The sequence below is a fragment of the Nonomuraea sp. NPDC048881 genome, assembly GCF_040649795.1.
GTDB lineage: Bacteria > Actinomycetota > Actinomycetes > Streptosporangiales > Streptosporangiaceae > Nonomuraea.
In genome coordinates, this window is the sequence record NZ_JBEZGC010000008.1 from 240,655 (window position 1) to 264,972 (window position 24,318).

The window sequence follows — 24,318 nt, forward strand, 5'->3', positions numbered from 1 at the left end:
GTGACCCGGGCGAGCCGCCCGCAGCGCTACGGGCGGCCGGTGAGCGTCCGGAGCAGGTCGAGGGCGGCGTCGGCGATCACCGTGCCCGGCGGGAAGATGGCGGCGGCGCCGGCGGCGCGCAGCTCGTCGTGGTCGCCCGGCGGGATGACGCCGCCCACCACGATCATGATGTCCGCGGCGTCGAGGTCGGCCAGGGCGCGCCGCAGCGCGGGCACCAGCGTGAGGTGCCCGGCCGCCAGCGACGAGACGCCCACGATGTGCACGTCGGCCTCGACCGCCTGCCTGGCCACCTCTTCCGGCGTCTGGAACAGCGGGCCGACGTCGACGTCGAAGCCCAGGTCGGCGAAGGCGGTGGCGATCACCTTCTGGCCCCGGTCGTGGCCGTCCTGGCCCATCTTGGCGACCAGGATGCGCGGGCGGCGGCCCTCGTCCCGCTCGAAGTCGGCGCAGGCCAGGCGGACGCGCTCGATGGCCTCGGCGTTGCCTGACTCGTCGCGGTACACACCGGAGATGGTACGCACCTGCTCGGCGTGCCGGCCGAACACCCGCTCCAGGGCGTCGGAGATCTCGCCGACGGTGGCCTTGGCGCGGGCGGCGTCCACGGCGAGCTTGAGCAGGTTGGCGTCGAGGCCCGGGGCGGGGTTCTCGGCGGCCTTGGTGAGCGCGTCGAGCGCGCGCTGCACGGCCTCGCCGTCGCGCTCGGCCCGGAGACGGGCCAGCTTGTCGAGCTGCTGGGCGCGTACGGCGCTGTTGTCGACCTTGAGCACCTCGATGGGCTCGTCGTCGGCGGCGCGGTACTTGTTGACCCCGATGACCGGCTGGCGGCCGGAGTCGATGCGCGCCTGGGTACGGGCCGCGGCCTCCTCGATGCGCAGCTTGGGCAGGCCCGCCTCGATGGCCCTGGCCATGCCGCCGGCCGCCTCGACCTCCTCGATGTGGGCCCAGGCGCGCTCCGCGAGGTCGTGGGTGAGCCGCTCGACGTAGTAGGAGCCGCCCCAGGGGTCGATGACCTGGGTGGTGCCCGACTCCTGCTGCAGGAGGAGCTGGGTGTTGCGGGCGATGCGGGCCGAGAAGTCGGTGGGCAGCGCGAGCGCCTCGTCGAGGGCGTTGGTGTGCAGCGACTGGGTGTGGCCCTGGGTGGCGGCCATGGCCTCGACGCAGGTGCGGGCGACGTTGTTGAAGACGTCCTGGGCGGTGAGCGACCAGCCGGAGGTCTGGCTGTGCGTGCGCAGGCTCAGCGACTTGGGGTTGGCCGCCCCGAACCGCGACACCAGCTTGGCCCACAGCAGCCGGGCGGCGCGCAGCTTGGCGACCTCCATGAAGAAGTTCATGCCGATGCACCAGAAGAACGACAGCCTGGGGGCGAACCGGTCGACGTCCATCCCGGCGGCGATCCCGGCGCGCAGGTACTCGACGCCGTCGGCGAGGGTGTAGGCGAGTTCGAGGTCGCAGGTCGCCCCGGCTTCCTGGATGTGATACCCAGAAATGCTGATCGAGTTGAACTTCGGCATCTTTTCGCTCGTATAAGCGAAAATATCCGAGATTATGCGCATCGAAGGGGCCGGCGGATAGATGTAGGTGTTGCGGACCATGAACTCCTTGAGGATGTCGTTCTGGATGGTCCCGGCCAGCTCCTCCGGCGCGACGCCCTGCTCCTCGGCCGCCACGATGTACATCGCGAGCACGGGCAGCACCGCGCCGTTCATGGTCATCGACACCGACATGCGGTCGAGCGGGATGCCGTCGAAGAGCTGCCGCATGTCGTAGATGGAGTCGATCGCCACCCCGGCCATGCCCACGTCGCCGGCCACGCGCGGGTGGTCGGAGTCGTAGCCCCGGTGCGTGGCCAGGTCGAAGGCGACCGACAGGCCCTTCTGCCCGGCCGCCAGGTTGCGCCGGTAGAAGGCGTTGGAGTCTTCGGCCGTGGAGAAGCCCGCGTACTGGCGGATCGTCCAGGGCTGGTTGACGTACATGGTGGGGTAGGGCCCGCGCAGGTACGGGGCCACGCCGGGATAGGTGCGCAGGAAGTCGAGCCCGTCGAGGTCGGCGGCCGTGTAGAGCGGCTTGACCCCGATGCCCTCGGGCGTCTCCCACACCTCGCCCCCGGGGACGGCCGCCGCGCCGGAGCCGGCCCCCGGCCCGAGCGGGACGCCCGAGAAGTCGGGGATCATCGCAGCACCTCCAGGTCCTCGAACGTCTGACGGAGCACGGCGAGCGCGTCGCACCCCGCGTAGAGGCAGGCGTCCACGCCCTCGTAGTCTCCCTTCCCCGCCAGCCAGACGCGTCTCGCCCCCGCGTGCCGCAGGGCGGCGGCCACGGCGCGGGCGTGCTGGGCGTACAGCTTGTCGGTGGAGCACAGGCAGGCGACGGCGGCGCCGCTCACGGCGAAGGCGGTGGCGATCTGCTCGGGGTCGGCGCCCGGCCCGGCGGTCTCGGTGGCCAGGCCGCCGGCGTGGAACAGGTTGGCGGCGAAGGAGGCCCGCGCGGTGTGCGCGGCGACCGGGCCGATGGTGGCCAGGAACACCTTCGGACGCTCGGGCAGGGCGTCGGCGACGTCGCGCAGCGCCTCGAACTCCTGGGCGTAGCGGGCCACGGGCCGCCCGGCGGGGGCGGGCGGCCGGCGCAGCGGCTTCTCGCCGGGATCGGGGAACTCGCTGACGCCGGTGATCGGGAAGCGGCGGTGGGCGATGTCGTCGTCGCGGCGGGCCCGGGTGGCCGCGACGCGCCGCTCGATCAGCTCCCCGGCGGCCGCCACGCCTCCGGCGGCCTCGATCTCCTGGAACCACGCCCAGGCACGCTCGGCCAGGTCGGCCGTGCGGCGCTCGACGTACCAGGAGCCGCCGGCGGGGTCGGCCACCCGCCCGACCCCCGACTCCTCCAGCAGCAGCGACTGCGTGTTGCGGGCAATGCGCCGGGAGAAGGCGTCGGGCAGGCCGAGCGCGGCGTCGAACGGCTGCACGGTGACCGCCTCCGCCCCGCCGACGCCCGCCGCGAAGCAGGCCAGCGTGGTGCGCAGCATGTTCACCCAGGGGTCGCGGGCGGTCATCATGGCCGCGCTGGTGACGGCGTGCTGGCGCTGGCCGCCGTGCTCGGCGGCGCCGCACACCTCGGCCACCCTGGCCCACAACCGGCGCGCCGCGCGCAGCTTGGCGATGGTGGCGAACTGGTCGGCGGTGGCGGCGTACCGGAAGTCGATCTGGCCTAGCGCTTGCTCAACCGTGAGGCCGGCGCCGGTGAGCGTGCGCAACTCGGCCACGCCCCGCGCGATCGAGCAGCCCAGTTCCTCGGCGTCGGCGGCGCCCGCGTCGTGGTACGGCGTGGCGTCGACCATGACCGCGCGCAGCCCAGGGACCGCGACGCACCGCCCGGCCAGCTCCACCCCCTCGACGCCGCTCGCGCCCAGGTTGCCGCTGGGCGTGACGCCCTGCGCGGCGGCCAGGCCGAACAGCGCCTCGGCGGCCTCCCGCGTGTGCTCCCCCGCCTCCAGCACGATCGGGGCCAGGTCGAGGTAGACGTCCTTCAGCACGGCGGGCAGCGCGCCCACCGGGATCGCGCCGTCGCCGACGACCAGCCAGAGCGAGGTGACGCCGTTCTCCAGATCGGCCAGCACCGCCTCGGGGTCGGCCACGGCGTGCCGCTGCCGGACGTCCCAGCCGGGCCGCGCCCGCGCCCCCCGCGTGAACGGCGGCGCGCCCGGCAGCCCCGGATCGCCCGGCAGGTCGCCCGCGTCGTAGAGCGGCATGACCGGCACGCCGTCGTAGGTCGGGCTGGACAGCGCCTCCTCGGGCGAGCCCGCCTCGACCCCCGACTTGCGCAGGACCTCGACCGCCAGCCTCCGCCAGTCGTCGCGAGTGGTGGGAGGAAAGCCCGCTGCCAGTTCCATGCAACGGATAGTAGGCGCTGCCCGGCCGCCGCAGTAATCCGGGGGTTACCCGTCAGCCGTCGGCGCCTCCCAGGCCAGCCTCCACGTGAGCGGGCCCACGATCCCGTCGTCCTCGACGCCCTGCTCGCGCTGGAACTTGCGGCACACGTCGCGGGACCGGGCGCCGTACGCGCCGTCGACGGTCAGGTCGTAGCCGCGCTTGTGCATCTGCCGCTGCCAGGTGCGCACGTCCTCGCCCTCCATGACCGGCGGGTACTTCAGCAACCGGCCGGGGAAGGGCGGCGCGCCCTTGGGCGGTGGCGGGGTGGTGCCGCCGCCGGGGCGGGGCGCGCCGCGCTTGATCCAGGCGTACAGGGGGTCGCCGGGGCAGTCGGTCGAGTAGCCGTCGCGATGGCCCTTGATCTCCTTGCCGGCGCCGCCCCGGTCGCGCACGTACTGGACGGCGTCGAGGACGGCGTCCAGCATCGCGTCGGGCGGCTGCACGAGCCCGGCGTTGCCGACCAGCGCGAGCACGGCGTAGTGACCGGAGTTGAGCCCGGGACCGTTGGCCGCCGGCAGATGATGCAGCCCCCGTCCCTCGAACACCTTCCGGTGCGGACAGGCGACGAAGCTGTAGCCGATGTCCATCCAGCCGTTGCCGTCCATGTGGTACGCCTGGATCGATCGCACGAGGGAGACGCAGCCGGCGTGGTCGGACACGATGGCGGGTTCGACCCGGCCGCCGGTGTAGTGGACCTTGACGCCCTTGGTCGAGTCAAGCTGGGTGTAGGAGCCGCGGGGCGCGCGGGCCTGCCAGTCGCGGCGTAACACCAGATCGATGTCCACGAGTGCTCTCCGAGAGTAGATATCGGGACGACCGAGCGTAACGCCAGCGAGGTGAGCAGGTCCGGGGATCGCGCTATTTCACGGTCTGATCACCCGCCGTTCGGTCACGATCGCGGTGATCAGATCGTGCGGCGTCACGTCGAACGCGGGGTTCAGCGCCTGTGTGCCCTCGGGGGCCAGGCGTACACCTCCGACGGTGAGGATCTCCTCGGGGTCGCGGTCCTCGATCTCGATGTGGTCGCCGGTCGGGGTGGCGGGGTCGATGGTGGACTCGGGCGCGACCACGATGAACGGCACTCCGGCCCGTTCGGCGCCGAGCGCGAGCGCGTACGAGCCGATCTTGTTGGCGGTGTCGCCGTTGGCGGCGATGCGGTCGGCGCCGATGAGCACCGCGTCCACCTCGCCCTTGGCCAGCAGGTACGGCCCCGCCGAGTCGGCGACCAGCCGGTGCGGCGCGCCCATCCTGGCCAGTTCCCAGGTGGTGAGCCGGGCGCCCTGGAGCAGCGGGCGGGTCTCCAGGGCGAGCACCTCGGCCAGGCGGCCGCGTTCGTGCAGGGTCTGGACGACGCCGAGGGCGGTGCCGCGTTCGACGGCGGCCAGGCCGCCGGTGTTGCACACCGTCATGATCCGCAACCGGTCGCCCTCCAGCAGGGCGGCGCCGCGCTCGCCCATGGCCAGGCAGGCGGCGATGTCGTCGTCGCGGATCCGCAGCGCGGCCGCCAGGACCGCCTGCCGGCCCTCGTCCAGGTGGGCGGCGGCCTGGTCGACGCCCCAGGCCAGGTTGGCGGCGGTCGGGCGGGCCGCGCGCAGTTCGGCGATCTGGCCGAGGTCGCCGTCGGCGAGGACGACGCCGAGCGCGCCGGCCACGCCGAGCGCGGGGGCCCCGCGCACGGCCAGCCGCCTGATCGCCGCGACGAGCTCGGCCACGGTCTCGACGCGCAGCCGCACGCACCGGCCGGGCAGCAGGGTCTGGTCCACGAGCTCGACGGCGTCGCCGGCCCAGTCGATGGTCCTCACGCCGCACACGGTAGCCCACCGGCCTGGGCCGGGCCGGGGATCAGCGTTCGGCCAGGACGATCACCGAGTCCCCCCGGCCGAGGACGACGGTGTCGCTCTTGGCGGGGTTCAGCACGATGCCGTAGTGCGGCGGGACGTTCCTGGAGACGTTGTCGCGGTAGCCGATCGCGGTCTCGCCCCTGCGCCGGGCCGCCTCGACGATGGTGGCGAAGGTGACCTCGGCGCCGGTCCGGACGTAGGAGGCGGCGGGCCGGGGGTAGATCTCCGAGCCGTGCGAGTCGAACAGGTAGCCGAACACGTCGGCGAGGTGCCGGTTCTCGGCGAGCTGGGCCAGCAGCAGGCCGATGACGGTGTCGCTGATGACGATGTCGTCGGCCTCGGTGACCTCGGCCAGCGCCCGGTTGCCCTCGTCGTGCATCTCGCTGACGATCGAGTAGTGCTCGCCGAGCGTGCTCTGCATGTCGCGGAGCTGGAGCAGGGTCATGAGCGTGCGGGTGTCGGCGTGGTGGGGGTCGAAGCGGTCGTCGGACAGGACGATGACGTGCTGGTAGAGGCCGACGCCGAGGGATTCCAGCGCGTACCGGTCGGTGGTGTCGCAGTCCTTGACGTTGACGGTGAGGGTGCGCAGCCCGGTCAGGCCGGTGCCGGCCTTGGGGTGGTCGGCGGCGATGTCCAGGACCGAGCCCGTGGAGACGTAGCCGTCGAGGTAGCGCACGATCTGTTCGGCGCGGCCGTTCCAGTTGAGCAGGAGGGTGCGTTCGGGCTCGGGCCGCGGGGCGGCGGCGGTGGTGACGGCCTGTTCGTCGATCGGGGGCTCGCCGGTGGCGAGGGTGATGTGGGAGTCGTCGTGGGCGATGACGACGACCTGGTCCTTGGCCGTGATGACGGTGTCCATGGGCGGGTTGAGCACGACGCCGGCCGGGCCGCGTAAGCCGATGACGGCGGCGGTCTCGTAGGCGTGCAGGGCCTTGCTGTAGGTGGCGCCGACCAGTTCCTCGTCGGCGCGCAGGTAGATCTCGCCGCCGTCGAAGTTGAGCAGGTCCATGCAGACGACGGACATGCCGGACTGGCGGGAGGACTGCACGATCAGCCGGGAGGCGGTGTCGTCGGAGTCGACGAGGTGGACGTCCTCGCCGCCGGCCAGCCGGGCGGCGGCCAGGTTGCGGGCGGAGGCCAGGGCGGCGACCACGGGCGGGTGTGAGCCGTCCCGTTTGGCCAGGGCGAGCAGGATCTTGATGACGTGCGCGTCGGGGTCCTCGCCCTCGGGGGAGAGCACGACGACGGACCTGGCGGCGGTGAGGTTCATCAGGCCGAGGTCGCGCGGCTCGGTGGGACGTCCGGTGCGGCAGACCAGGCGGGTCCTGCCGAGGTCGCCGACGTGCTCGCGGATGTCCTCCTCCATGGCGAGCTTGTCGCGGTCGGCCAGGACGGCGATGACCGAGTTCTTCTGGCTGGCGTGCGCCTTGACGAGTTCGGTGACGATCGTGAAGATCTGGTCGGACCAGCCGAGCACCACGGTGTGGCCGGACTCGACGATGCGCGAGCGGCCTCTGCGCAGGCGGTCCACCTTCTGCTTGAGGCCGTTGGACAGCAGGCCGACGAGCATGCTGACGATGAAGATGCCGCCCAGCGATCCGGCGAACATGACGGTCATGTAGCCGAACGAGCCCTTGTCGCTGGCGACCTTGCTGGGGGTGAGGGCGTGCATGAGGGCGACCCACAGCACCTGCCCTGGGCCGCTGACGCCGTCGGGCTCGTCGGGCGCGAGCCAGAGCGTGAGCGCTGCCACCACGAGGATGAGCGCGACCGACACCACCGCGAGCCAGCCGATGAGCGAGGCCGTCCCCCTGGACATGGTGTTGTCGAACCAGTACCGCGCCCGTTCGCGGACCGTGATCCTCGACACTTCCCCGATACCTCCGTGTAAGGAGTGATTTAAACCGACGTCACAAGGTACCGGGCGATCTTGGCTTCCGCATGGCGACCGGTAACGTAGCCGCCATGGTGATCCCCCTCACACCGGACGATCCGGCGTTCCTGGGCGATTTCCGGCTGGCCGGGCGTCTGGGCGAGGGCGGGCAGGGCGTGGTCTACCTGGCCCACTCCGCCTCCGGGGAGCCGGTCGCGGTCAAGCTGCTCAACGCCGGTGACCAGGAGACCCGGGCGAGGCTGGCGCGCGAGCTCGACGCGCTGGAGTCGATCGCCTCCTTCTGCACGGCCCGCGTGCTCGGCGTCTCGACGCGGGGCTCGCGGCCGTACGTGGTGAGCGAGTTCGTGGACGGGCCCTCGCTGGCAGACCGGGTGGCCGGGAACACCGCCGGGAACGCCCCTGGGAACGTCGCCGGGCGCGGCCCGCTGCGCGGCGGGGAGCTGGAACGCCTGGCGGTCGGCACGGCCACCGCGCTGGCGGCCATCCACGCGGCCGGGGTCGTCCACCGGGACTTCAAGCCGTCCAACGTGCTGCTCGGGCCGGACGGGCCGCGGGTGGTGGACTTCGGCATCGCCAGGGCCGAGGGGGCGGCGACGCACACCTCGGGGCTGGTCGGCACGCCCGCGTACCTGTCGCCGGAGCAGATCGCGGGCTCGCCCGCCTCCGGGGCCTCCGACGTGTTCGCGTGGGGGGCGACGATGGTCTATGCGGCCACGGGGGTCAGCCCGTTCGGGGCGGACACCGTGCCGGCGGTGCTGCACCGGGTGCTGCACGCCGAGCCCGACCTGTCGGCGCTCCCGCCCCGGCTGCGCGGGCCGGTCGCCGGCGCCCTGGCCAAGGACCCCGCCCACCGCCCGACGGCCGCCGCCCTCCTGATGACCCTGGTCTCCCCCACCCCGGCCACAGGACCGGGAGCAGGAGCGGCACCGGGGCCAGGAGCGCGGGCTCTGAGGGACGCGGGGGCGGCCGACACGCGCGAGAGCCGCGCGGCCCGAAATCGGGGACGCCGCGCCCTCGTCGGCGCCGGAGCGGCCCTGCTGGCCCTGGCCGTGGCCGGCGGCGTGGTCCTGCTGACCACCCGCACGCCCGGCTCGACCGCCACCCGGTCCACCCCGCCGCCGTCCACGGCCGCCGCCGCCCTCTCCACCCCGCCGGCCACGGCCACCGGCCCCGCCACACCCGCCGCGACCTCCGGGACGGCCACGGCGCCGGCCACCGCGACCCCTGGCGGCACCGGCGATCTGAAGATCCCGGCCGCCTTCGCCGGCACCTGGTCCGGCCACACCGACACCACCAACCCGCTCGACCCCGACGGCGCCGAGAACACGGTGGAACTGAAGGCCGGCCAGTCGCGGGCGGCCTGGACGGAGAAGGACTCCCAGGTCGACTGCGCCGCCACGATCACCCTGACCGAGGTGCGCCCGGACCGGCTGACTTTCTCCCTCGGGACGTCCACGGGCGGCTGCATCCCGGGTACTGTCTGGCTGGAGCTTGAAGGCGACACTCTCACCTACACCTGGCGGGACGTGCCCGGTCTGGGCATGGTCACCCAGACCGGCGATCTCGGCAAAAAGTGACCGAACCACTCGTATAACCCTTCGACATCCGAGCCCACGAAGGAGATCCTTTACCTATGTCTGTGATCAGGGAGGTGCCGTTCCCCAGCGCGGACTCCTCGTCCGAGCTGCCGATGAACATCTGGATCGACGACGCCGACTCAGCGATCGACGTCATCGACGCCCTGGCGTTGTCGCCGTTCGCGACCGGCGTCCAGCCCTGGTCCAAGCTGGCCAATCTGGAGCGCGTACGTCCGGACGCCCGGTTGCAGCCGGCCGAGGGCCGGATGCTGCGCACCGCGCAGGTGGAGGACGGTTCGGAGTCGCGGCTCATCTGCGGCGAGGGCTGGACGCTGCGGGTCGTGCGGCACCGCAACCGCACCGCCACGGTGAGCGTGACGGCGGTGAGCGAGGAGCTGGCCGCCTCGGTGCTGAAGGAGAGCATCGACGGTGCCGAGGAGCCGATGCCCGACGCCGACCACGTCGAGATGGGCTTCTGGTGGCGCGGCTCCCACGGCGGCAACCGGTCGGAGAAGCCGATCACCGCCCAGCCGTGGGACGAGATCGGCACGAACTACTCGGCGCAGGTGCGCCCGGCGCTCGGCCGCCTGATGGCGACCACGCCCGCCGACGTCAACGGCCGGCTCATCCTGCTGCACGGCCAGCCGGGCACCGGCAAGACCACGCTGCTGCGCACGCTGGCCAAGCAGTGGCACGACTGGTGCCAGGTCGACTGCGTGCTCGACCCCGAGCGGCTGTTCAACGACCCGGGCTACCTGATGGAGGTGGCGGTCGGCTACGACACCGACGACGACACGCAGCGATGGCGGCTGCTGGTGCTGGAGGACTGCGACGAGCTGATCAGCTCGGGCGCCAAGGCCCAGGCGGGGCAGGGGCTGTCGCGGCTGCTCAACCTCACCGACGGCCTGCTCGGCCAGGGCCGCGACGTGCTGGTGGCCATCACCACGAACGAAGACCTGACCCGCCTGCACCCGGCCGTGATCCGTCCGGGCCGGTGCCTGGCGCAGATCGAGGTGGGCCCGCTGACCAGGGACGAGGCGGTCGCCTGGCTGGGGTCGTCGCAGGGCGTGGGCGCCTCGGGGGCGACGCTCGCCGAGCTGTACGCCCTGCGCGCCGGCCGCGCGATCGCCCCGGCGGGCACGGACGAGTCCACCGGTCTCTACCTCTGATCCGGCTCCGCCGGGGGCGCCACGCGCGTCCCCGGCGTCCCGCGCGCCGGGGGCACGTCCGGGCTGGTACGTAAACCAACCGATGTGCGACACCGGGTGTGAAACCACAATATGGCTGGTGCTCACCGTCGATCTGGCGCGCGTCGCCTTCACCCGTCTCACCGTGCCCGGAGGCACGTGGACCAGCGAGGAACACCGGGTCGGCTTCGCGGCCACCCAGCTCGTGCCCTCGTGGACCGCGCGCACCCCGCCCGGCGGCGGGGTCGAGGTGGAGCTGCGGGCCAGGACCGGGGCGGGCACGCTGACCAAGTGGTACGTCATGGGCCGGTGGTCCGAGCACGGGACGCGCACCTCGGTGCCCGGCCAGGGCGACGAGGACGGCGACGTGGCCGTGGACACGTTCGTGGCCAGGCGGCCGGTCGTGGCGTTCCAGCTGAGGGTCACCGCGCGCGGCGAGGGCGCGCGGATGACCTCTCTCGGCGTGCTGGCCTCGGCCCTGCCGCAGCGTCCGGTCACGGTGAGCACGCCAGGGGTGGCCGGGCACGTCGAGCTGGACGTGCCCGGCCACTCCCAGTACGCGCACGCCGGGCACCACCCGCGCTGGGACGGCGGCGGCGCGAACTGGTGCAGCCCCGCCTCGGTGGCGATGGTGCTGGCCTTCTGGGGCCGCGGCCCCGAGCCCGGCGAGCTGGCCTGGGTGGGCGCGGACGACCCCGCCCCGGCGGTGGACCACGCGGCCATGGGCACCTACGACGACAGCTACCAGGGCACCGGGAACTGGCCGTTCAACGTGGCCTACGCCGGGCGTTACGGGCTGACCGGCTTCGTGACCAGGCTGCTGTCGGCGGCCGAGCTGGAGGCGTTCGTGCTGGCGGGGATCCCGGTGATCGCCTCGCTGTCGTTCCGGGCCCATGAGCTGCCCGGCTCCGGCTACTCCACGAACGGCCACATCCTCGTCGTCACCGGCTTCACCGCCGCGGGCGACGTCGTCGTCAACGACCCCGCCGCGCCCGCGGACGGCGAGGTTCGGCGGATCTACCCGCGGGCAGCGTTCGAGAACGTGTGGCTGAGGAGCTCGGGCAGCGGCGGCATCGTGTACGTCCTCCATCCGCCCGGGCACCCGCTGCCTCCCTGTACCAACGGCAATTGGTGATCTTTCATGAGTATTCGACCGATCGATGTGGCGCGTACCGACGGCGGCCCCCAGTGGGTGGAGGCCGTCGCCACGCCCGAGGGCGTGGAGGTGTGGTGGGACGAGCCGCGCCCGCACGAGGGCGGCAGGCGCTGCGTGGTGCGCCGCCTGCCCGACGGCTCGCGCGCCGACGCGCTGCCTCAGGGCTGGAACGCCCGCAACCGCCTGGTCGAGTACGGCGGCCGCTCCTGGCGCCCGCTGCCGGGCGGCGGCCTGGTCTTCACCCATTGGGCCGACCAGCGGCTCTACCGCCTGGACGCCGCCCCCGGGACGGCCGCCGAGCCGGTCGCCCTGACGCCCGAGGGCCCGGCCCGGTACGGCGACCTCTACCTGCCGCCCGGCCGCGACGAGGTGTGGGCGGTCCGCGAGATCGACGACGCGCGCGACCTGGTCGCGGTCCCCCTGGACGGCGGCCCGCTCAGGGTCGTCGCCCGCGCCCACCATTTCCTGATGAACCCCCGCCTGTCCCCCGGCGGCACCCGGATCGCCTGGATCGGCTGGAACCACCCCGACATGCCCTGGGACGGCACCGAGCTGTGCGTGGCCGACCTGTCCCCGGACGGCGTCGCGGGCCCCCACCGGGTCGTGGCCGGCGGCCCCGAGGAGTCGGTGACGCAGGCCGAGTGGCGCGACGAGGAGTCCCTGTACGCCGTCACCGACCCGACCGGCTGGTGGAACGTGCACCTCGTGCACCTCGACGGCTCCCCCTCGCGCAACCTCACCCCCGTGGAGCTGGAGTTCGGCGCGGCGGCCTGGAAGCCGGGCCTGGCCTGCCTGGCCCCGGCGGGCGAGCAGCTGGTCGTCGTGTACGGCACCGCCGACCACCGCCGCCTGGGCGTGCTGGACCCGGCGACGGGCGGCCTGCGGGAGATCGGCGGGGACGGGCACACGTACTGGGCCTCGACGGTGTCGGCGGCCGGGGGCAAGGCGGTGGCGGTGGGGGCGACGCCGTACACGCCGCTGGAGGTGACGCTGGTCGATCTCGCCACCGGCGGGCACGAGGTCGTCTCGGCCCCCAAGCCGCTGCCGGACCGGGCGCTGCTGCCCACCCCGGAGGCGGTGACGATCGAGGGCGTGCACGCCCATCTCCACCCGCCGGCGGGGGTCGCCGGGCCGGCGCCGTACGTGATCTTCGTGCACGGCGGCCCGACCGGGAACACGCCGGTCGTGCTGGACCTGGAGGTCGCCTACTTCACCAGCAGAGGGATCGGCGTGGCCGTGGTGAACTACGGCGGCTCCACCGGTTACGGCCGGGCCTACCGCGAGCGGCTGCGGCACCAGTGGGGCGTGGTGGACGTCCAGGACTGCGCGAAGGTGGCGCGCGGGCTGGTGCAGCTCGGCCTGGCGGACGCGGCCAGGATCGCGATCCGGGGCGGCAGCGCCGGCGGCTGGACCACGGTGGCCGCGCTGGTGCACAGCGACGTGTTCGCGGGCGGCGTCGCGCACTACGCGATCACCGACCCGGAGAGCTGGGCGGCCGAGACGCACGACTTCGAGTCGCGCTACCTCGACGGCCTGGTGGGCCCGCTGCCCGAGACGCGGCAGCGGTACACCGACCGCTCGCCGCTCCTGAACGCGGCCCGGGCATCGGGCCCATGCCTCATGTTGCACGGTCTGGAGGACGCGATCGTGGACGTGAGCCAGGCCGAGCGATTCACCGCCGAACTGGACAAGCACGGCAAACAGTGGGCTCTGCTCACCTTCGCCGGCGAGCAGCACGGCTGGCGCAGGGAAGAGACCATCGTGGCGGTGCTGGAGGCCGAGCTGGCCTTCTACGGGCTGATCTTCGACCTGGAGACGCCCGGCGTGCCGCCGCTGACGCTGAAGGGGAGAGCGTGAAGAGCGTCGCCGAGATCTGCTCGGACCTGATCAGGTTCGACACCACCAACCCGGGCTCGGGCGAGCGCCCGGCGGCCGAGTACGTGGCCACGCTGCTGGCCGACGCGGGGCTGGAGCCGGTGGTGTTCGAGTCGGAACCCCGGCGCACGACCGTCGTGGCCAGGATCGACGGCGACTCCTCCGACGCGCTGCTCGTCCACGGCCACCTGGACGTGGTGCCGGCCGACCCCGCCGAGTGGCGGATGCACCCGTTCTCCGGCGAGATCACCGACGGCTGCGTGTACGGCCGGGGCGCGGTGGACATGAAGGGCTCGTGCGCGATGACGCTCGCGGCCGTGCTGGACATGGCGGCGCGCGGCGTGCGGCCCAAGCGGGACCTGGTGCTGGCCTTCCTGGCCGACGAGGAGGCGACCGGCGACCACGGCTCCCGGTACGCGGTGACCGAGCACCGGCACCTGTTCGACGGCGTCACCGAGGCCATCAGCGAGTCGGGCGGCTTCAGCGTCGAGGCCGGCGGGCGGCGCGTCTACCCGATCGCCGTCGGCGAGCGCGGCACCGCCTGGATGAAGGTGACCGCCCACGGCGTGGCGGGCCACGGCTCGCGGCCCGCCGTGGACAACCCCGTCGCCACGCTGGCCCACGCCCTGTCGCGGGTCGCCGCGCACCAGTGGCCGGTACGCCTGACGCCGTCGGTCGCCGCGCTCCTGGAGAGCCTGTCGGAGATCACCGGCCGGCCGATCGACCTGGACCGGCTGGACGCCGAGGCCGACCGGCTGGGCGCGCTCGGCGAGCTGTTCCACGGCCAGATCCGCAACTCGGCGAACCCGACGATGCTGGCGGCCGGTTACAAGGTGAACGTGGTGCCCTCGACGGCCTCGGCGCACGTGGACGGCCGGTACCTGCCGGGCCTGCAGGAGGAGTTCCTCGCGACGATCGACGAACTGCTCGGGCCGAAGATCACCCGTGAGTTCGTGAACCTGGAGGAGGCGCCCGCCGCGCCGTACCCGTCGGCGTTCTTCGACGAGCTGGCGGGGGCGCTGGTGGCCGAGGATCCGCAGGCGCGGCCGGTCCCGTACGTGATGAGCGGCGGCACCGACGCCAAGTCCTTCGCCACCATCGGCATCCAGGGGTACGGCTTCGCCCCGCTCATGCTCCGGCCCGACCTGGACTACTTCGGCATGTTCCACGGCAAGGACGAGCGGGTGCCGGTGGAGGGCCTGGAGTTCGGCACCCGCGTGCTGACCCGCCTGCTCACCTGACCGTCCCGGCCCGGCGACGCCCTCGGGCCGCCGGGCCGAACCAGGCGGTCAGCGCGTCCTCCAGACCGCTCCCGCCCGCCCAGGCGACGTAACCGTCGGGACGGACGAGCAGCGACCCGCCACCGGCCTGGGGCATGTCGGCCACGGCCGGGCGCACGCGGTCGCGGTGCCCCGCCAGAGCGTCGGCCGACGCGCCCGCGCCGCCGGACAGGTCGAGCAGCAGCCCCCGCCCGTCCCGCAGCAGCTCCGCGACAGGCCGCCCGGCCTGTTCCGCCGTCGCGGCTTGCGCGTCCGGCAGCGGGGTGGCGGTCAGGGACGGGGTGAAGCGGCCCACGCGGGGGTCGGGCGCGGCGGGCGCGTAGTCGACGTCGGTGCCCTCGACCATGCGGGTGAAGTGGCGCTCGGCGTCCGGCAGCGCCATCACCTCCGCCAGCACCTCGCGCAGCGCGTCCACCTGGGCTCCCGGGCGCATCGCCGCCACCTGGGCGCGGGTGTTGCGCAGCACGCGGGCCGCCACCGGGTGACGCTCGCCGGTGTAGGTGTCCAGCAGGCTCTCCGGGGCCGCGCCGCGGGCGACCAGCGCCAGTTTCCAGCCCAGGTTGACGGCGTCCTGCAGCCCCAGGTTGAGTCCCTGGCCGCCGATCGGCGAGTGCACGTGGGCGGCGTCCCCCGCCAGCAGGACGCGTCCCTTGCGGTAGGAGTCGGCGTGCCGGGTGTTGTCGCTGTAGCGGATGCCGGCCTCCAGGCGGGCGACCCCGACGTCCTCCCCGGTCACCCGGCGCAGGCTGCCCGCCAGCTCCTCGGCGGTCACCGGCGCGTCCCGCCCGGAGGACGCGTCGCCGGGGCCGCCGTCGAACTCGATGGTCGCGATCTCTCCGGGCACCAGCGACAGGTTCACCAGCCCGCCCGGGCTGCGCAGGGACGAGCCGACCACCCCTGGGCCGGTCAGCGTGGCCACGGCCGTCCTGCCGGTCATGGTGGCGGGCGTGCCGGAGAAGGCGAACCCGGACCGCTTGCGCACCAGGCTCCGCCCGCCGTCGCAGCCCACCAGGTAGGCGGCCTCGACGCGCTCGCCGTCCGCCAGGGTGGCCACCACGCGGTCGGCGTGCGCGGTGACGTCCACGACGGCGCGGCCGTGCCGGACCGGCACGCCGAGCTCGGCGGCCCGCGCGGCCAGCACGGCCTCGATCCGGTGCTGCTTGAGCATGACGTACTCGGCCGTGCCGTCCTGCGCCAGCAGCGGCAGGCCGGCGAAGTGGCCGCGCATCACGCCCTTCCGCAGCAGCTCGGTCATCATGCCGACCATGTCGGAGCGGTCCGGCTCGGGGCCTGCGGCCAGCTCGTCGAGCATCCGCCACTGCGCCTCGGCCAGCGGCTCCACCAGCCCGCGCAGCCCCAGCGAGTGCAGGGTGCGGGCGTTGAGCGAACGCAGGCCGAGGCTGCGGCTCACGCGTTCCGCGCCGGTGGCCGCCTCCAGAACCAGCGGCCGCGCGCCGCCGAGCCGGAGCTCGCAGGCCAGCAGCAGCCCGACCGGCCCGCCGCCCACGATGATCACGTCGGTCATGCCGACTCCTTACTTACGCCGTATGCTTACGTCGTAAGTAGAGCACGTACACCGTAAGCTCTGTCAAGCGCGAAGGGAGAGCCGATGGCACGGCGCGAGCCGCTGAACCGGGACAAAGTGCTGGCCGCAGCCCTGGAGCTGGCCGACAACGAGGGCCTCGACGGCCTGTCGATGCGGCGGCTGGCCAAGGTGCTGGGCGTCGAGGCGATGTCGCTGTACAACCACGTCTCGAACAAGGCCGACCTGGTCGACGGCATCGTGGAGCTGGTGTTCCGCCAGATGGAGCCGCCCGACCCGGAGCTGCCGTGGCAGGAGCAGCTGCGCGCGACGGCACGCAACATGCACCGGGCGTTCAGCCGCCATCCGGTGGTCCCACTGGCGCTGGCGACCGACCGGTCCAACCCGACCTCGCCGCACGCCCTGCGGACCCTCGACGGCCTGGTCGGCACGCTGTACGCGGCGGGCTTCGACGACCTGGGCGTCTGGCGGGCGCTGACCGCCGTGAACGGCCTGGTGTTCGGCACCCTGCTGCTGTCCACCGGCGGCTTCGGCGGCGCCCCCGGCCGGCACGCGGGCGAGGAGCAGGTGGGCGTCTACATCCGCGCCCTCGACCCCGTCCACCTGCCGCACTTCGCCCGGCTGCTCCACTGGACGCGCGGCGGCGTCGATCCGGCCGCCGACTTCGACCAGGCCCTGGACCTGCTGATCGACGGTCTCGCGAAGGCCGTCGCAAACTAGTGGAACAAACTATTCCGTTCTGCTAATATGGAGTCATCTCGAAAGGAGCTCCACATGGGCGACATCATCAGCGGCTGGGACGTTCTGGACGCCTCGCACGAGGCGCTGCGCAAGGCCGTCAGCGGCATCCCGGCGGGCGGCTGGGACCTGCCGACCCCGTGCTCCGAGTGGAGCGTCACCAAGGTCTTCAAGCACGCCGTGGGCGACCAGATCGGCTTCGCCGCCACGCTCACGGGCGAGGCCGGGCCGGCGTTCAACCCGTTCGACCCGCCCGCCGAGCCGGGCGCCGACCCGGCGGCCGAGCTCGATGACGCGCTGACCCGCTCGGCCAGGGCGTGGGCCGCGGTCGACCGCGACGCCGCCGAGGTGCCCACGCCGGTGCCGCCGAACAAGATGTCGCCGTGGGCGGGCTCGACGGCGTGCGCGCTCGACGCGGCCGTGCACGCCTGGGACATCGCCGTGGCCACCGGTCAGCCCTCGCCGCTGACGCCGGAGATGGCCGGGCCGCTGCTGGAGGTCGCCCGGCAGATCGCCGACCCGCTGCGCCCGTGGGGCGCCTACGCCCCGGCGCTCCCCGACGACGCCTCCGGCGACGAGGTCGCCGCCCTGCTGCGCTACCTCGGCCGCGACCCGCACTGGTCGCCGGCCGCCTGAGGCCCGCGTGCGCCCCGCCCGAGCGGCGGGGCGCCGGCAGGGCGCATGACCTCGGTCAGGAGAACTTGGTCTGCGGACGCTCCTCGCGCTCGCCGTCGACGAAGATGTCCAGCTTCTCGTTGTAGAAGGCGATCAGACCCGCCACGCGCTCGCTCTCGGGCAGCGGCGTGCGGTAGGACCAGGCCAGGTCCTTCTTCCCGTTGACCGACCAGTACTCCGCCGTCCCCTTGTACGGGCAGCGGGTCGCGGTGTCGGTGTGCTCCAGCAGGTCGAGCCGTACGTCGGTCTTGGGCAGGTAGTAGCGGGCCGGCAGGCCGGTCTCGAACAGGATGCGGGCGTTGCGCGAGTCGGCCACGGTGACCCCGTCCACCTCCACCCGGATGTGCCGCGAGCTCGGCAGGATGTCCACCCGCGTGTACGGGTCGCGGGCGTGCACGTAGACCTCCTCGTCCTCCTCGAACCAGGCGTCCATGGCGTCCCAGTCGAAGCGCACGTGCCCGCGGATCTCCTCCAGCGGCGAGTCGCCGTAGACCAACGCCGCCTCCGGGGCCTGCGCGGCGCCCGAGGTGACCGTGTGGACGACGGCGTCGCCCCTGCTCGGGGAGTGCCTGGACGCGCCGGTCGGCTTGAGCGCCGCCTCATCGACGTCCTGGAGGGGGAAGTAGTAGGTGGGGTAGAAGGGGCCTTCCCACACCAGCAGGGCCCGGGTCGTGTCGGCGATCGGCCGGCCGCCCAGGTAGGTCCGCACGCGCTTGGCCGACCGCTCGACGCGGACCCGGCCCCGGTTCGTGGCATCCATGTCCCGGCCAACCCGCGTGGCGGCGGGGCTATTCCGGCACTCAGACCCCGAACAGCGCCAGCGTCGCCCACGTGGTGAGCGTGCCGGTGACCGCGCCCGCCGCGACCTGCGCCCAGGTGTGATGGGCGAGGCGGACCCTGGCCCAGCACACCAGCGCCACCACGGCCGCGCCGGCGATCGCCACCGGCACGGCGGGCAGCACGTGCGCCAGCACCACCACCGTGCCCGCCGAGACCGCGGCGTGGAAGGAGATCTTCCAGCGGGTGGTGATCGGCACGGTCACCGCCAGGGCGACCAGCATCGCGGTCACCGTGGCCACCAGCAGCCGCGGCGCGCCCAGCACGACCAGCAGCGCGAGCGCGACCAGCACGGCGGCCACGGCGGCCAGCAGCGGACCGGTGCGGCGGGCCCGGTCGACGATGTGGTGGGAGTCGAGCCGCCCCGAGCGCACGCCGAGCGCGATCACCGCCGCCGGCACGCCGCCGCAGAACGCCGAGGCCACCAGCCCCCAGGCAGCGCCGGCCCATCCCTGGGCGAGCAGGCCCACGGCGGGCGGCATGACGATCACCAGCACTTGCGGTGCCAGCAGGTTCGTCACCCGCTTCGCCACCAGGTCGGCCATCATGGCATGAAAGATTACGCGATCATGGCCGCTGCCCGTTTCAGCGACGCCCCGGCCGCTCCGGGGCCGCCTGGTCAGCCCTTGCCGGCGGCGTTCACGATGCGGGTCGTGGAGCGGTCGGGGATGGCCGCCATCTCCCAGCACTCCGCGCCCAGGATGGCCGCCGCCGTGGCCCGCGCGCCCGCGTGCGGGTCGCCGGCCGTGTGGGCCAGCGCGCCGGGCCGCATCGGCGCGAGCAGGTCGATGTAGTCCTCGGGGCCGTGCGCCTCGGGCGGCCCGGCCACCACGAATACGCCGGCCACGCAGCGCAGCGCGGCCAGCACCTCGGCCCGCTCCGCCGCCGGGTTGAACGGCCGGCTGGGCCCCTTCCACGCCCGCACGCGCGGGTCGTCCTCCACGCCGACCACCAGGGGCAGCCCGCGGGCGGCCACGGCGCCCAGGTAGCGCACGTGGCCGACGTGCAGGATGTCGAAGACGCCGGTCACGACGGCCGCCCCGGGCCGGTCGTACGGCTCCACCCAGACGGCCTCCAGGCTGCTCACGCGACCTCCTCCGACGGCCGGGCGAGTAGGCTGCTGTGCACGCTTTGCTCCCCCACGGGCCTAGACGACTCGTCGATCGCAGCGTACTCGGTCGCCGCGGCAGGTCGTGCAGGCGACCTTGGAAAGAGCATTCCTACCTTTTCGCGATAATCTCTCGCCCCCTGCCCGCGCGTCTCATGACGTCACCTGATTCGGGGGAGGTCGCCGTGGCGCCGAGGGACTCAGACCATGCCGACGGGGGTGAGACGCCCGGCTTCCGCGACCTCGCGGTCCGGCTTCCGGGGGTCGCGTCCCAGGTCTCGCGGGCCAGGGGGCTCGTGACGGACGCGCTCGGCCGCGATCACCCCTTCCATGACGACGTGGTGCTGCTCACCAGCGAGCTGGCCACGAACGCGATCCTGCACACCAGGTCCGGGGACGGCGGCTCGTTCACGGTGTCGGTGCTCAGCTCGGACACCACGGTCCGGGTGTGCGTGGCCGACGGCGGCGCGGACGGCCCGCCGTGCGTGTGCCGGACCGCTCCGCAGGCGACCAGCGGCCGGGGGCTGCCGCTGATCGAGGCGCTCAGCCACCGGTGGGGGTTCGTCCGCGAGGGGGGCTCGACGACCGTCTGGTTCGAGCTGACGCAGGCCCGCGTGCCCGCCGGGCAGGAGCCGTGCGTCACAGGTCGAGCCGGCACAACCCTTCGGCCAGCGCCTTCGTGGTGAGCCTGGTGCGGCTGTCGCAGCCCAGCTTGGCGAAGATGTGCTCCAGATGGGTGGTCACCGTCCGGACGCTCAGCACCAGGCAGGCCGCGATCTGCGGGTTGGAGTCGCCGGCCGCGACCCGGGTGAGCACGTCGACCTCGCGGCCGGTCAGGTCGTAGGGCAGCGGGCAGGGCCGTTCGGCGGCGACCGCGCCCTGCAGCGAGCCCTGGTAGCCGACGCCGGCCCGCAGCAGCCGCACCTCGTGCCAGCGGCCGCCGCCGTCGAGCCACAGGCCGCGCCGGCTCAGCTCGCGCGAGTCGATGAACGCCCGCGCGAAGGCCGCCATGGCGGGGTCGTCCCACAGCTCGCGGGAGACCTCGTGGCCGGGCACCGCGCGGCGCTCGCCGAGCCGGTCGAAGGCGACCGCGCGGAAGTCGGGCGGCAGCCCGGCGGGGTCGATCACGCACCGGGTCAGGTCGGTGACGTGCGCGAGCATCGGGCTCACGGCGGCGACCAGGGCGCCGGCCAGCAGCGGGAAGGCGTCCTTGGCGGCCAGGTGCAGCAGGCCGGTGTAGCGGCCGCCGTCGGCGAGGAACAGCGGCGCGGTCAGCCCGGCCCGCCATCCGTAGGGGGCCAGGTGGCGGCGGAAGTACCGTTCGGTGCCCGGCTGCGGCATGGGCACCGGCCGCCGCCCGGCGATGGCCTCGCGGCAGGCGTCGAGCGCGGCGTACTCCTCGGCGGCGTCGCGGTCGATGCGGCGGTGGCCGTCGGAGACGACGCTGTGGTGCCGGCCGGTGGCGGGGTCGAAGGCGACGAACTCGTAGGCGTCGAGCGGGACCACCTGGCGCAGCGCCGCCATCGCCGCGTGCGCGCCGCCACCGCCCGCGACCTGGTAGCCGACCTCGGCGAACGCCTGCAACTGGCGGACGCTCAAGGTGATCTCAGCCACGTGCTCTTTTATATCATTTGCCATTCCTTGACCGGCTGTTGAAGATTTTCTTCACGGCCGCCGCGGTGCTACGGTGGCAGGCATGCAGCGCGCTCTCGTCACGACGACGCCGGACACGGTCCCGGCGCGCTGATTCCATGCATCCCGGGCGGGCGCCCGGGAGCTGGTCGTTCGCCCTTTCACCGCAAAGGACGATCATGAACGACCACCGCAGGCTCGGCCGCGAGCTGGAGATCTTCGGCACCGACCCGCTGATCGGCTCCGGCCTGCCCTACTGGCTGCCCGCCGGGGCCGCCGTGCGCAAGGCCGTGGAGGACTACGTCCACGAGCTCGAACGCCGCCACGGCTACGTGCACGTCAACTCCCCCGTGCTCGGCAAGCGCGAGCTGTACGAACGGTCGGGCCACTGGGCGCACTACGCCGAGGACATGTTCCCGCCCATGAACGTGGGCGGTGAGGAGTTCGTGCTGCGGCCCAGCCTGTGCCCGCACCACGCGCTGATCTACCGCTCGCGCGGGCGCAGCCACCGGGAGCTGCCGCTGCGCGTGGCCGAGCTCGGCGGCATGTACCGCTCGGAGCTGTCGGGCGTGCTCGGCGGCCTGACCAGGGTGCGGGCCATCCAGCTCAACGACGGCCACGTGTTCTGCGCGCCGGAGCAGGCGGCGGCCGAGGTGTCGGCCGCGCTCGACCTGATCGAGGCCGCGCACGCCCAGCTCGGCATCGAGGCCGCCCGCTACCGGCTCTCGCTGCGCGGCGAGGGCGGCAAGTTCGTGGACGACCCCGCGATGTGGGCGCGCTCGGAGGCCGTGCTGCGCGAGGTGCTGCAGGAACGCGGCCGCGCCTACGACGAGGAACGCGGCGAGGGCGCCTTCTACGGCCCGAAGATCGACATCCAGATCGCCGACCCGGCGGGACGCGAGAGCACCCTGTCGACCGTCCAGGTGGACCTGTACCAGCCCGAGCGCTTCGACCTGTCGTACGCGGGCGGGCGGCGTCCCGTCATGGTGCACCGCAGCGTGGTCGGCGGGATCGAGCGCCTGGTCGCGCACCTGATCGAGGTGCACGGCGGCGCGTTCCCGGCGTGGCTGGCGCCCGTGCAGGCGGTCGTGCTGCCGCTGTCGGACGCCGAGCTCCCGGCGGCCGAGGACTTGCTGCGGCGGGCGGTGGCCGCCGGGCTGCGGGCCGAGCTGGCGCCCGCGGACCGGGGCAGCCTCGGGGCCAGGATCAGGGCGCACCGGCTGGTGCCGTACCAGCTCGTGGTGGGGCCACGGGAGGTCTCGGACGGCGTGCCGTCCGTCCGGCTGCGGGACGGCGGCCAGGCGGGCCCGGTGCCGGTCGAGAGGCTGGCCGCGGAGTGCCGGCCGCGCTTCTGACGTCCGTCACCGGCGTTCAGAGCCAGTCCTTCTTCTTGAAGACCGCGTACAGCACCACGGACGCCACCGCCACCAGCACCGACGACACCCAGAAGCCCGAGATGTCCCCGGAGCCGGGGTAGGGCACGTTCTGGCCGTAGAAGCCGGTGATGGCGGTGGGCACCGCGATGATGGCGGCCCAGCTCGTCACCCGCTTCATGATCTCGTTGAGGCGGAAGCCCTGCTGGGCCAGGCGGGTCTCGCGGACGTTGGCGAGCATGTCGCGGATCGCCTCCACCCACTCGGCGACCCGCTGGACGTGGTCGTAGACGTCCTCGTAGTAGGGGGCCATCACCGGGTCGGCGACGATCTCCTGGTCGCGGCGGAGCAGCGTGCCGAGCACCTCCCGCATCGGCATGGAGATCTTGCGCAGCCTGGCGGTGTCCTTGCGCAGCACGTACATGGCGCGCTGGAGCTGCCTGCCGTCGCGGGGCGCGTCGTCGAACAGCGACTCCTCCATGGCCTCGGCCCGCGCGTCGAGGTCCTGGACGAGGTCGAACTGGCTGTCCACGACGTAGTCGAGCAGGCCGTGCAGCAGGAAGGAGACGCCGTGCCCGGCCAGGCGGGAGGTCGCGTCCCAGCGCCTGACCACCTCGTCGATGTCGAAGCAGGCGTTCTCCCGCACGGTCACCAGGGCGTTGCGGGTGACGAAGGCGTTCACCTCGACGGGGACGAGGCGGCCCTCGTCGAGGTGGATGCCGTACACGGTGATGAACAGGTGGTTGTCGTAGACGTCCACCTTGGGGCGCTGGTGGTCGCTGAGGACGTCCTCGACGGCCAGTTCGTGCAGGCCGAGCTCCTCGCCGACCTGGTTGAGCTGCTCGGGGGTGGGCGAGCACAGATCGAACCAGACGGCGGCCTCGGGGTCGCCGACGTGGTCGGAGACCTCCTCGACGGGGAAGCCCTCCTTTTCGAGGACGCCGTTCCTGTACAGACGCGTGCGCATCAGGTGAGTCTGGCAAATCGCCGGGCATCGCGCACGGCCGCTCCCCCCGGATCGTTGTTGAAGTAGACGTGGACGTCCCGCCATCCGGCCTGCTCCACCCTCCTCGCCCAGCTCTTCAGCGCCGCCGCGCCGTAGGAGGGCCGGGGGGCGGCCAGGCCCTCGTGCAGGCGCACGTACCCCCAGTCGGCGGTGCGCCACAGCGGCGTCAGCGGCCGGCCGAGCCGGTCGGCCCAGCACAGCGCGGCGCCCCGCGCGAGCAGCACCTCGCGCACCTCGCCGGTCCACCAGGAGTCGTGCCGCGGCTCCACCGCCACCCGCACGCCGCCGGGGAAGCAGCCCAGGCAGCGGTCCAGCAGGGCGGGGTCGGCGCGCAGCGTGGGCGGCAGTTGCAGCAGGACCGGGCCCAGCTTCTCCTTGAGCGCCCCGGCGGCCGCCATCAGCCGGGCGACCGGCTCCTCGGGCCCGGCCAGCCGCTTGATGTGGGTGAGGTAGCGGCTGGCCTTGACCGCCATCACGAACCCGTGGGGCGTGCGCTCCCGCCAGGCGGCGAACGTCTCCGGCGACGGCAGGCGGTAGAAGGCGTTGTTGCTCTCGACCGTGGGGAACTCGGCCGCGTACGTCTCCAGCCACAACCGCTGCGGGACCCCCTCGGGGTACAGCACGCCGCGCCAGTCCTTGTACTGCCATCCGGAGGTGCCCACCAGCGTCGCCACAC

General features: G+C 73.4%; 21 protein-coding genes. 9 read left to right on the forward strand and 12 right to left on the reverse strand.

Annotated features, from left to right (window positions below; genetic code table 11):
• Positions 1-26: 26 nt before the first annotated feature.
• From scpA to AB0C33_RS28330, 5 genes are all read right to left on the reverse strand, one after another.
• Entirely contained in the window at positions 27-2,171 is a 2,145-nt protein-coding gene (gene scpA / locus AB0C33_RS28310; protein ID WP_358293262.1) for a methylmalonyl-CoA mutase, read from the reverse strand.
• Positions 2,168-3,883 carry a methylmalonyl-CoA mutase family protein gene (locus tag AB0C33_RS28315; RefSeq protein WP_358293264.1) on the reverse strand — a complete coding sequence of 572 codons (1,716 nt, stop codon included), beginning with the start codon at positions 3,881-3,883 and terminating at the stop codon, positions 2,168-2,170. The genes scpA and AB0C33_RS28315 overlap by 4 nt, the downstream gene beginning before the upstream one ends.
• Before the next feature lie 45 nt (positions 3,884-3,928).
• Positions 3,929-4,708 carry an N-acetylmuramoyl-L-alanine amidase gene (locus AB0C33_RS28320; protein WP_358293265.1) on the reverse strand — a complete coding sequence of 260 codons (780 nt, stop codon included), beginning with the start codon at positions 4,706-4,708 and terminating at the stop codon, positions 3,929-3,931.
• A gap of 78 nt (positions 4,709-4,786) precedes the next feature.
• Positions 4,787-5,725, reverse strand: a complete 939-nt coding sequence (mtnA, locus tag AB0C33_RS28325) for an S-methyl-5-thioribose-1-phosphate isomerase (RefSeq protein ID WP_352328327.1) — start codon at positions 5,723-5,725, stop codon at positions 4,787-4,789.
• 40 nt (positions 5,726-5,765) lie between these two features.
• On the reverse strand, positions 5,766-7,631 hold the full coding sequence (locus AB0C33_RS28330) for a potassium transporter TrkA (protein WP_358293266.1): 1,866 nt from the start codon (positions 7,629-7,631) through the stop codon (positions 5,766-5,768).
• Between the two features lie 95 nt (positions 7,632-7,726).
• Here AB0C33_RS28330 and AB0C33_RS28335 point away from each other — a divergent pair, with 95 nt between their 5' ends.
• The 5 genes from AB0C33_RS28335 (at position 7,727) to AB0C33_RS28355 (ending at position 14,691) form a co-directional block, all read left to right on the forward strand.
• A complete protein-coding gene (locus tag AB0C33_RS28335) occupies positions 7,727-9,232 on the forward strand; it encodes a serine/threonine-protein kinase (RefSeq protein ID WP_358293267.1) in 1,506 nt (501 codons plus the stop codon).
• 56 nt (positions 9,233-9,288) lie between these two features.
• Positions 9,289-10,401, forward strand: coding sequence for a DUF5925 domain-containing protein (locus AB0C33_RS28340; RefSeq protein ID WP_358293268.1), 1,113 nt, complete (start codon positions 9,289-9,291; stop codon positions 10,399-10,401).
• A 118-nt stretch (positions 10,402-10,519) separates the two neighbouring features.
• Complete coding sequence (locus tag AB0C33_RS28345) at positions 10,520-11,554, forward strand: C39 family peptidase (protein ID WP_358293269.1); 1,035 nt, start codon at positions 10,520-10,522, stop codon at positions 11,552-11,554.
• A gap of 6 nt (positions 11,555-11,560) precedes the next feature.
• Positions 11,561-13,432 (forward strand): prolyl oligopeptidase family serine peptidase, encoded by a 1,872-nt coding sequence (locus AB0C33_RS28350; protein ID WP_358293278.1) that lies wholly within the window; start codon positions 11,561-11,563, stop codon positions 13,430-13,432.
• Positions 13,429-14,691 (forward strand): M20/M25/M40 family metallo-hydrolase, encoded by a 1,263-nt coding sequence (locus tag AB0C33_RS28355; protein WP_358293280.1) that lies wholly within the window; start codon positions 13,429-13,431, stop codon positions 14,689-14,691. The genes AB0C33_RS28350 and AB0C33_RS28355 overlap by 4 nt, the downstream gene beginning before the upstream one ends.
• Here AB0C33_RS28355 and AB0C33_RS28360 read toward each other — a convergent pair.
• Positions 14,684-16,255, reverse strand: coding sequence for an FAD-dependent monooxygenase (locus AB0C33_RS28360; RefSeq protein WP_358293295.1), 1,572 nt, complete (start codon positions 16,253-16,255; stop codon positions 14,684-14,686). The two genes, AB0C33_RS28355 and AB0C33_RS28360, sit on opposite strands and share 8 nt — an antisense overlap.
• 84 nt (positions 16,256-16,339) lie before the next feature.
• Between AB0C33_RS28360 and AB0C33_RS28365 the strand changes: the two genes are divergently transcribed.
• Both AB0C33_RS28365 and AB0C33_RS28370 read left to right on the forward strand, forming a co-directional pair.
• Positions 16,340-16,993, forward strand: a complete 654-nt coding sequence (locus AB0C33_RS28365; RefSeq protein WP_358293297.1) for a TetR/AcrR family transcriptional regulator C-terminal domain-containing protein — start codon at positions 16,340-16,342, stop codon at positions 16,991-16,993.
• A gap of 54 nt (positions 16,994-17,047) precedes the next feature.
• Positions 17,048-17,647 carry a TIGR03086 family metal-binding protein gene (locus AB0C33_RS28370; protein WP_358293298.1) on the forward strand — a complete coding sequence of 200 codons (600 nt, stop codon included), beginning with the start codon at positions 17,048-17,050 and terminating at the stop codon, positions 17,645-17,647.
• Between the two features lie 55 nt (positions 17,648-17,702).
• Here AB0C33_RS28370 and AB0C33_RS28375 read toward each other — a convergent pair whose 3' ends face one another.
• The 3 genes from AB0C33_RS28375 to AB0C33_RS28385 form a co-directional block, all read right to left on the reverse strand.
• Positions 17,703-18,446, reverse strand: coding sequence for a DUF427 domain-containing protein (locus tag AB0C33_RS28375; RefSeq protein ID WP_358293299.1), 744 nt, complete (start codon positions 18,444-18,446; stop codon positions 17,703-17,705).
• A 40-nt stretch (positions 18,447-18,486) separates the two neighbouring features.
• A complete protein-coding gene (locus AB0C33_RS28380; protein ID WP_358293300.1) occupies positions 18,487-19,071 on the reverse strand; it encodes a hypothetical protein in 585 nt (194 codons plus the stop codon).
• A 71-nt stretch (positions 19,072-19,142) separates the two neighbouring features.
• Positions 19,143-19,610, reverse strand: a complete 468-nt coding sequence (locus tag AB0C33_RS28385; RefSeq protein WP_352354085.1) for an adenylyltransferase/cytidyltransferase family protein — start codon at positions 19,608-19,610, stop codon at positions 19,143-19,145.
• Between the two features lie 206 nt (positions 19,611-19,816).
• Here AB0C33_RS28385 and AB0C33_RS28390 point away from each other — a divergent pair, with 206 nt between their 5' ends.
• On the forward strand, positions 19,817-20,317 hold the full coding sequence (locus tag AB0C33_RS28390; protein ID WP_358293301.1) for an ATP-binding protein: 501 nt from the start codon (positions 19,817-19,819) through the stop codon (positions 20,315-20,317).
• Here the strand turns inward: AB0C33_RS28390 and AB0C33_RS28395 are convergent.
• Entirely contained in the window at positions 20,271-21,245 is a 975-nt protein-coding gene (locus AB0C33_RS28395) for a LuxR C-terminal-related transcriptional regulator (protein ID WP_352328875.1), read from the reverse strand. The genes AB0C33_RS28390 and AB0C33_RS28395 overlap by 47 nt on opposite strands.
• Before the next feature lie 197 nt (positions 21,246-21,442).
• Between AB0C33_RS28395 and thrS the strand changes: the two genes are divergently transcribed.
• Positions 21,443-22,618 (forward strand): threonine--tRNA ligase, encoded by a 1,176-nt coding sequence (gene thrS, locus AB0C33_RS28400; protein WP_358293304.1) that lies wholly within the window; start codon positions 21,443-21,445, stop codon positions 22,616-22,618.
• A gap of 16 nt (positions 22,619-22,634) precedes the next feature.
• On the opposite strand, the gene AB0C33_RS28405 is transcribed toward thrS, so the two are convergent.
• The gene (locus AB0C33_RS28405) at positions 22,635-23,603 is read right to left on the reverse strand and encodes a magnesium transporter CorA family protein (protein ID WP_358293305.1); all 969 of its coding nucleotides are present in this window, start codon (positions 23,601-23,603) and stop codon (positions 22,635-22,637) included.
• On the reverse strand, positions 23,603-24,316 hold the full coding sequence (locus AB0C33_RS28410) for a DUF72 domain-containing protein (protein WP_358293306.1): 714 nt from the start codon (positions 24,314-24,316) through the stop codon (positions 23,603-23,605). The genes AB0C33_RS28405 and AB0C33_RS28410 overlap by 1 nt, the downstream gene beginning before the upstream one ends.
• Positions 24,317-24,318 lie beyond the last annotated feature (2 nt).

What these genes read in the sequence shown, in the direction of transcription:
- AB0C33_RS28340 (WP_358293268.1), top strand. Translation starts at nt 9,289, where the DNA reads ATGTCTGTGATCAGGGAGGTGCCGTTCCCCAGCGCGGACTCCTCGTCC.
- AB0C33_RS28365 (WP_358293297.1), top strand. Translation starts at nt 16,340, where the DNA reads ATGGCACGGCGCGAGCCGCTGAACCGGGACAAAGTGCTGGCCGCAGCC.
- AB0C33_RS28380 (WP_358293300.1), bottom strand. Translation starts at nt 19,071, where the DNA reads ATGATGGCCGACCTGGTGGCGAAGCGGGTGACGAACCTGCTGGCACCG.
- AB0C33_RS28405 (WP_358293305.1), bottom strand. Translation starts at nt 23,603, where the DNA reads ATGCGCACGCGTCTGTACAGGAACGGCGTCCTCGAAAAGGAGGGCTTC.
- AB0C33_RS28375 (WP_358293299.1), bottom strand. Translation starts at nt 18,446, where the DNA reads ATGGATGCCACGAACCGGGGCCGGGTCCGCGTCGAGCGGTCGGCCAAG.
- AB0C33_RS28370 (WP_358293298.1), top strand. Translation starts at nt 17,048, where the DNA reads ATGGGCGACATCATCAGCGGCTGGGACGTTCTGGACGCCTCGCACGAG.
- AB0C33_RS28350 (WP_358293278.1), top strand. Translation starts at nt 11,561, where the DNA reads ATGAGTATTCGACCGATCGATGTGGCGCGTACCGACGGCGGCCCCCAG.
- thrS (WP_358293304.1), top strand. Translation starts at nt 21,443, where the DNA reads ATGAACGACCACCGCAGGCTCGGCCGCGAGCTGGAGATCTTCGGCACC.
- scpA (WP_358293262.1), bottom strand. Translation starts at nt 2,171, where the DNA reads ATGATCCCCGACTTCTCGGGCGTCCCGCTCGGGCCGGGGGCCGGCTCC.
- AB0C33_RS28335 (WP_358293267.1), top strand. Translation starts at nt 7,727, where the DNA reads ATGGTGATCCCCCTCACACCGGACGATCCGGCGTTCCTGGGCGATTTC.
- AB0C33_RS28315 (WP_358293264.1), bottom strand. Translation starts at nt 3,883, where the DNA reads ATGGAACTGGCAGCGGGCTTTCCTCCCACCACTCGCGACGACTGGCGG.
- AB0C33_RS28360 (WP_358293295.1), bottom strand. Translation starts at nt 16,255, where the DNA reads ATGACCGACGTGATCATCGTGGGCGGCGGGCCGGTCGGGCTGCTGCTG.